Annotated in this window: 6 protein-coding genes and 1 tRNA gene; 2 read left to right on the top strand and 5 right to left on the bottom strand. The window is 46.1% G+C overall.

Features of this window, described 5'->3' with window-relative positions:
* Nucleotides 1–53 precede the first annotated feature (53 nt).
* Nucleotides 54–575 carry a polysaccharide biosynthesis C-terminal domain-containing protein gene (locus tag D1841_RS16365; protein ID WP_161880154.1) on the bottom strand — a complete coding sequence of 174 codons (522 nt, stop codon included), beginning with the start codon at nt 573–575 and terminating at the stop codon, nt 54–56.
* Between D1841_RS16365 and D1841_RS16360 the strand changes: the two genes are divergently transcribed.
* Both D1841_RS16360 and D1841_RS16355 read left to right on the top strand, forming a co-directional pair.
* Nucleotides 554–1,186, top strand: a complete 633-nt coding sequence (locus D1841_RS16360) for a SprT-like domain-containing protein (protein WP_160644687.1) — start codon at nt 554–556, stop codon at nt 1,184–1,186. The genes D1841_RS16365 and D1841_RS16360 overlap by 22 nt on opposite strands.
* 427 nt (nt 1,187–1,613) lie before the next feature.
* A complete protein-coding gene (locus tag D1841_RS16355) occupies nt 1,614–2,063 on the top strand; it encodes a GNAT family N-acetyltransferase (RefSeq protein WP_160644685.1) in 450 nt (149 codons plus the stop codon).
* A 44-nt stretch (nt 2,064–2,107) separates the two neighbouring features.
* Here D1841_RS16355 and D1841_RS16350 read toward each other — a convergent pair whose 3' ends face one another.
* From D1841_RS16350 to D1841_RS16335, 4 genes are all read right to left on the bottom strand, one after another.
* Nucleotides 2,108–2,851 carry a hypothetical protein gene (locus D1841_RS16350; protein ID WP_160644683.1) on the bottom strand — a complete coding sequence of 248 codons (744 nt, stop codon included), beginning with the start codon at nt 2,849–2,851 and terminating at the stop codon, nt 2,108–2,110.
* A 319-nt stretch (nt 2,852–3,170) separates the two neighbouring features.
* Nucleotides 3,171–3,244, bottom strand: a tRNA-Gly gene (locus D1841_RS16345).
* A gap of 117 nt (nt 3,245–3,361) precedes the next feature.
* A complete protein-coding gene (locus D1841_RS16340) occupies nt 3,362–4,180 on the bottom strand; it encodes an HAD-IIA family hydrolase (RefSeq protein WP_160644681.1) in 819 nt (272 codons plus the stop codon).
* A gap of 122 nt (nt 4,181–4,302) precedes the next feature.
* Nucleotides 4,303–4,983 carry a DEAD/DEAH box helicase family protein gene (locus D1841_RS16335; protein ID WP_160644679.1) on the bottom strand — a complete coding sequence of 227 codons (681 nt, stop codon included), beginning with the start codon at nt 4,981–4,983 and terminating at the stop codon, nt 4,303–4,305.
* Nucleotides 4,984–5,149 lie beyond the last annotated feature (166 nt).

The raw sequence follows: 5,149 nt of genomic DNA, 5'->3' as shown, positions 1-5,149 counted from the left end.
CCATCTTTTCCTCTCCTGTCTTTTTTTGATGCTTCCATTCTATCACAATTCCTCTACCTTGTGTAGACACTATCTAAGATATTTCTCACAATATTAGCGAGGGAATTTGCCGCCACCGCATCATTTCCCAAATGCCCGATAATGACGGAAAATATAGTCACGCCTCCTCCCCAGAAAAAGTAATTTCCCACCACGGGTAACGTATAACGGTTAAAATCCTGCCTGATTTTCTGATCCACTGATACAATATAAGAGAACCTGATCTTTATGCTGTCCCCTTTCTTTGCCTCTGCCAGCATCCAAACAAACTGAATCGTTGTAGCAAGAACAGTAGCCACTGCTGCCCCTTGAATCCCCATAGCCGGAAAGCCCAAAAATCCAAAAATAAATACCGCATTAAAACATAAATTTAATATCATGGACAAAGAACCAATGACCGTACTTTTTGCTGTTTTCCCGCTATTTTTCATAATGCAGAGATACATCTGCGACAATCCCAACGGCACATAAGAAATTCCGGCTATCCGTAGATACTTGGCTCCACGGATTATCAGTGCAGCCAGTACAAAGCACATACAAAACGAAAGGTGGAAAACATTATGAAGACAGGAAAAATCACAGCAAAATTAACGAACATTTCTATGATAACGAATTAACCCGCCCGGCCATCACCGTATCCCCGGACGGCGGGTGCGGCGCATACGGCTGGTGCAGTATCAATGAAATCTGGAACGCCAGCGGCGAGAAGTACCGGGAGATCAACCTTTGCGCCGAATACCTTGACCGCCCTATCTTCGAGCTGGCGGCCACCCTCATACATGAAATGGCCCACCTTTACAATCTGGTGCATGACATTCAGGACGTAAGCAACAACGGATATTATCACAATATGAAATTTAAGGCCACCGCCGAGGCCCACGGCCTGCATATTGAAAAACACCAGAAATACGGCTGGACGGTAACGACACTGGCCCCGGAGACGGGGGCATGGATCAGAGAAACCATAGGCGAGGCCGGTATCAATGCAAGCCGCCTGCAGGAGCTGGGAACCACCAAAGGCGGAAGCAAAAAATCTAAAAATCGCAGTATCAAATATGTCTGCCCCTGCTGTGGAACCATTATCCGGGCAACGCGGGAGGTCAATGTAATCTGTGGGGATTGCGGAGAGCCTTTCGAGCAGGCATAAAAACACAAAGGCGGAGGCCGCAAGGCTTCCGCTCATATACAACGGTGTTCAAATTCAAAGTCCATCATACCAGCCGCCAGACAGCAGGCAGGGAAACGCCGCTTTGCGTCTGTCATAGTCAAGTTCATATAATAAGCAAAATCCCCGAAAGTGCCTAAAATGGCGGCATTTCCGGGGATAAGTACCCAAACAGCCCTTCAAATTTAGAGGCTATTTTTCTGTTGAAGTTTGTTCCTTGATATGGTATAATATACTTGTAAAATAGAATAGAATGGAAAATTTGACTTTTCCACTCTGCATATCTGAAACATTTCTTTATATCGTTTGTAGCCCTTTGTACACTGATGTTTCATTCAAATATTTAGCACCAGATGATATAATTTAAATGAATCTATGCAGTAAGTCTGAAGAGAGGGACGATACAAATATGGATGAAAATACTGACATAATCCTTATAAGGGAAATTGAAAGTAAAGATTACATATCTATAGATTCAATCTGGCGTAAGGTCTTCGATCTTGGATCTATAACAGATGAATCTGTTGTCAAAACATGTGAGAAGATAAAAAATGATGATCGTTACCAGATATTTGTTGCAGACATGAACGGCAAGGTCATCGGTTTTGTTACAATTGTTGAATCTCTGGCCATCAATTTGCCAAATGGATATATTAAAGTAAATGGTCTTGCCGTTTTACCAGAATTTCAGTGTTGCGGTGTGGGGAAAATGCTGATGAGACGTGTTGAAAAATTGGCAGTTGAGCGAAACGTTTCGCTTATTGAAGTCACTTCCGGTTTTAAACGGACGAATGCACATGAGTTCTATGAACATCTAGGCTATAGAAAAACTTCTTATAGGTTTAGCAAAAGAATATAAGTAATGCTTGAAATTGACACCAATCTGAATATTGCCCAAGGATTTCATCCTGCAAATCTGCCATTTCTTCCGGCGTGAGCGGCTCCTTGAGGTGGCAGTCGATCCGTCCCAGGAGCCTGCCATCCATTTCTTCCACCGTCCAGACTGCGGACATGAGCTTGGCGGTCACGCCAGCATGCACAAACCTTGGGGAGTTTGGCCTTGCGCCAAACTCCGGGACACAACCAGAAACCCATGTTATTCATCAAGGTTCGTGTTGTGTCCTCGCCATCTTTGCCCATCTCGGGGGCCTGCTCGTCGGCAATGCCCTGCTCGATCTGGTCTTGGTAAGCGGTCAGAAAACCGCTGCCCACGTCGATATACTCCTCACACTCGCCATCGTCAAGCTGACCCACCAGGGGGCAGTAAAACGTCAGCTTGACAGGCCCGGCGGCCTGGGTCATGGCCTTGATATCATCGAATAGCATTTCTTTCGTCAGGTACTGGTTGTGGACGATGTTCTGCTCAAGTTCCGGCAGTATTTCTTCCCTGGCGGTGCTGACGGCGAAGGCCACGGTGTTGGCGTTGGCTAGGGTGTCACCTTTGCTGAACACCCGTAGCAGACGGCTACCAATTTCGCTGTCCGCTGTGAACTCCACGTTAGCGGCATTGTCATCCATGAGCAAGATGCTCCGAGGCGTTTTTCGGATACCCATCTCCGCCAGAGCATGGTGGAGCTCGTGGATGTTGGTGGGCAGCTCCCATTCAAGAGATGCTCCGGTCTTACTGGTGATTTTTGCTTTAATCACTTAACGCACCTTCTTTCGTAAAATAAAAAAGCCGGTCGCTGGAGAAGGTTCTCCAGCGACCGGCTATGTATGCAACGGGCTATCGCCCTTATGCACGCAAAAGATTAACGTCTTTTTGCGAAAAAAGGCCAGCAGATTTTTTCCACTGGTCATCTCACTCTGTGCTATTCTGTTGTTGCGAGGGTTCTCTTCCTGCCGGAAAGCCAAAACGCCCATTTTACATCCAACGTTTCGAGACTTTTGAATTCCAGCCCTTTGAGATGCAAAAACCGCATGGTTACGCGGTTTTTGCCCAAATATCTTTTTGGTTTTCCTAGGATGGAGCGGGCGAAGGGAATCGAACCCTCATATTCAGCTTGGGAAGCTGATGTTCTACCACTGAACTACGCCCGCATTTTTCACAACGTAAATATTATACCTCATGCAGGCGGCAATGTCAATCCTTAGTCGCAAATTTTTTCCAGAAGGCGGGTAGGACTGCGTCCAAAGGGCAGGGGACAAGGCTTCTGCTTACAGGCACTGGGCAAGCTGCCCCAAATCGGCAAACACAAAGTCAGGCTGCACTTCGCTTTGGGAGAGCATTTCCGGGGTGGTTTCCCCGCTCATCACCAGAATGGAGGAAACCGCTGTCCCTGCTGCCACAGCAATGTCTGTGTACAGCCTGTCGCCCACTACGGCCATTTCCTCCGGCTTGCAGCCTGTTTGGGAGAGCATATAGTCCAGGGTGTGGGGGGAGGGTTTTCCGAAAAACTCGCACTGCACCCCGGTGGAGGCCTTGATAAGTGCTGCCATAGAGCCGCAGTCTGGGATAAAGCCTCCTTCCACCGGGCAGTTTAAATCTGGATTCACCCCATATATAGGTTTGCCTGCCCGCACCAAATCGCAGGCAATGCACAGCTTTGCATAGGTCAGCGTGGTGTCAAAGCCCAGCACCACATAATCTGCCTCCTTCTGCTGGGGAATGCCTGCCTGAGCAAAATCCTCCCGCAAAGCCGGCGTACCTACTACATAGCAGCTTTCCCCAGGGTGATGCTTTTGCAGCCAGCGGAGGATTACATCATTGGAAATGAGCATTTTTTCCGGGGGGATATGGATGCCCATGCTGGAAAGCTTTTGCAAATAGGCCTCCCGGTTTTTGGAGCTGTTGTTGGTGAAAAAGCAGAAATCTCCGCCTTTTTGCCGCACTCTTTCTAAAAAGCCTTTTGTAAAAGGGAAGAGCCTGTCTCCCAGATAGATGGTGCCGTCCATATCCAGCACAAACATTTTTATCTTATGCAGCCTTGCGAGAGCGGCGGCGTCTGTAGTATACTGAGTGGAATTTTTTTCCATAGGTTTGTCTCCTGTGGGGGAGGCCCGTATGCTTTGGATCCGGGCAGGCCCTCCTGTTTTAATTGCAGGCGAAAGCGGGGCTGGATGGAAACCTGCCAGCAAGCGCCTGTCTATGGAGCATTTTATGAGGGAGAAAAAAAGAGTTTTTTACTTGTTCTTTCAAGTCTGACCTCATTTTGAATAATAAACTCTTCTTGAGAAATAATGGACTTGGCTTCTCCTACAGTGGCGCTCAGATATATCCGCTTACATCCATAATATTTGTGAATTAGGTTTCTCAATACTTGGCTGGTTGTTGCATTAAATGTTGAATCTGAACTAAAAAAATGTACTTCGTCAAATACAACAAACGCAGTTTCATATGGGTTAGGAAGGAAGTAATTGCTTCCATCTGAATTTATATCTTGATATTTCAGAATAACTCTATTTTCTGAAACAGGATAGTCCGACTGAATATTCATCCCTAACAGAATAACCTCGCTGGCTTCGTCAGCATCTCTTCGCATTTGCAAACAAAGGGCATCGCGATTGCTAAGGATTAAAATTTTCTTATGGTTCTCTTTTGCAAGCCGTGCGAGATACTTTAAGACAAAAGTTGTTTTTCCTGAACCTGTTGGAGCATTTATCAGAACAGGTTGGGGAGGTGTTGGATGAAAATCAAACATTCCTGGAATCCATTTTTTTGCTTCCTCGTCAAGTGCATCTGTAACCCAAAGTTCATCTTTCCTGATTTCTGGCTCATACTCTACACCTGACATCTTTTTAATTTTTGCAATCAAGTCATAGTTAATATTACTATACAAGCTTCTCAGCTCCCTGTTCGGATAATTAGCACATTCCACTGACTACTCTATAAAATACAGGCTCAAGTTTTGGATAATTGGCAATTCCCTAGATAGTGTCTACACAAGGTGAGAGGATCGTGATAGAATGGAAGCATCATATAAAAGGCAGGAGAGAAAAAGATGG

This window comes from Neglectibacter sp. X4 (assembly GCF_009917365.1).
GTDB lineage: Bacteria > Bacillota > Clostridia > Oscillospirales > Acutalibacteraceae > Acutalibacter.
This window is presented reverse-complemented; position numbering and strand designations above follow the sequence as displayed.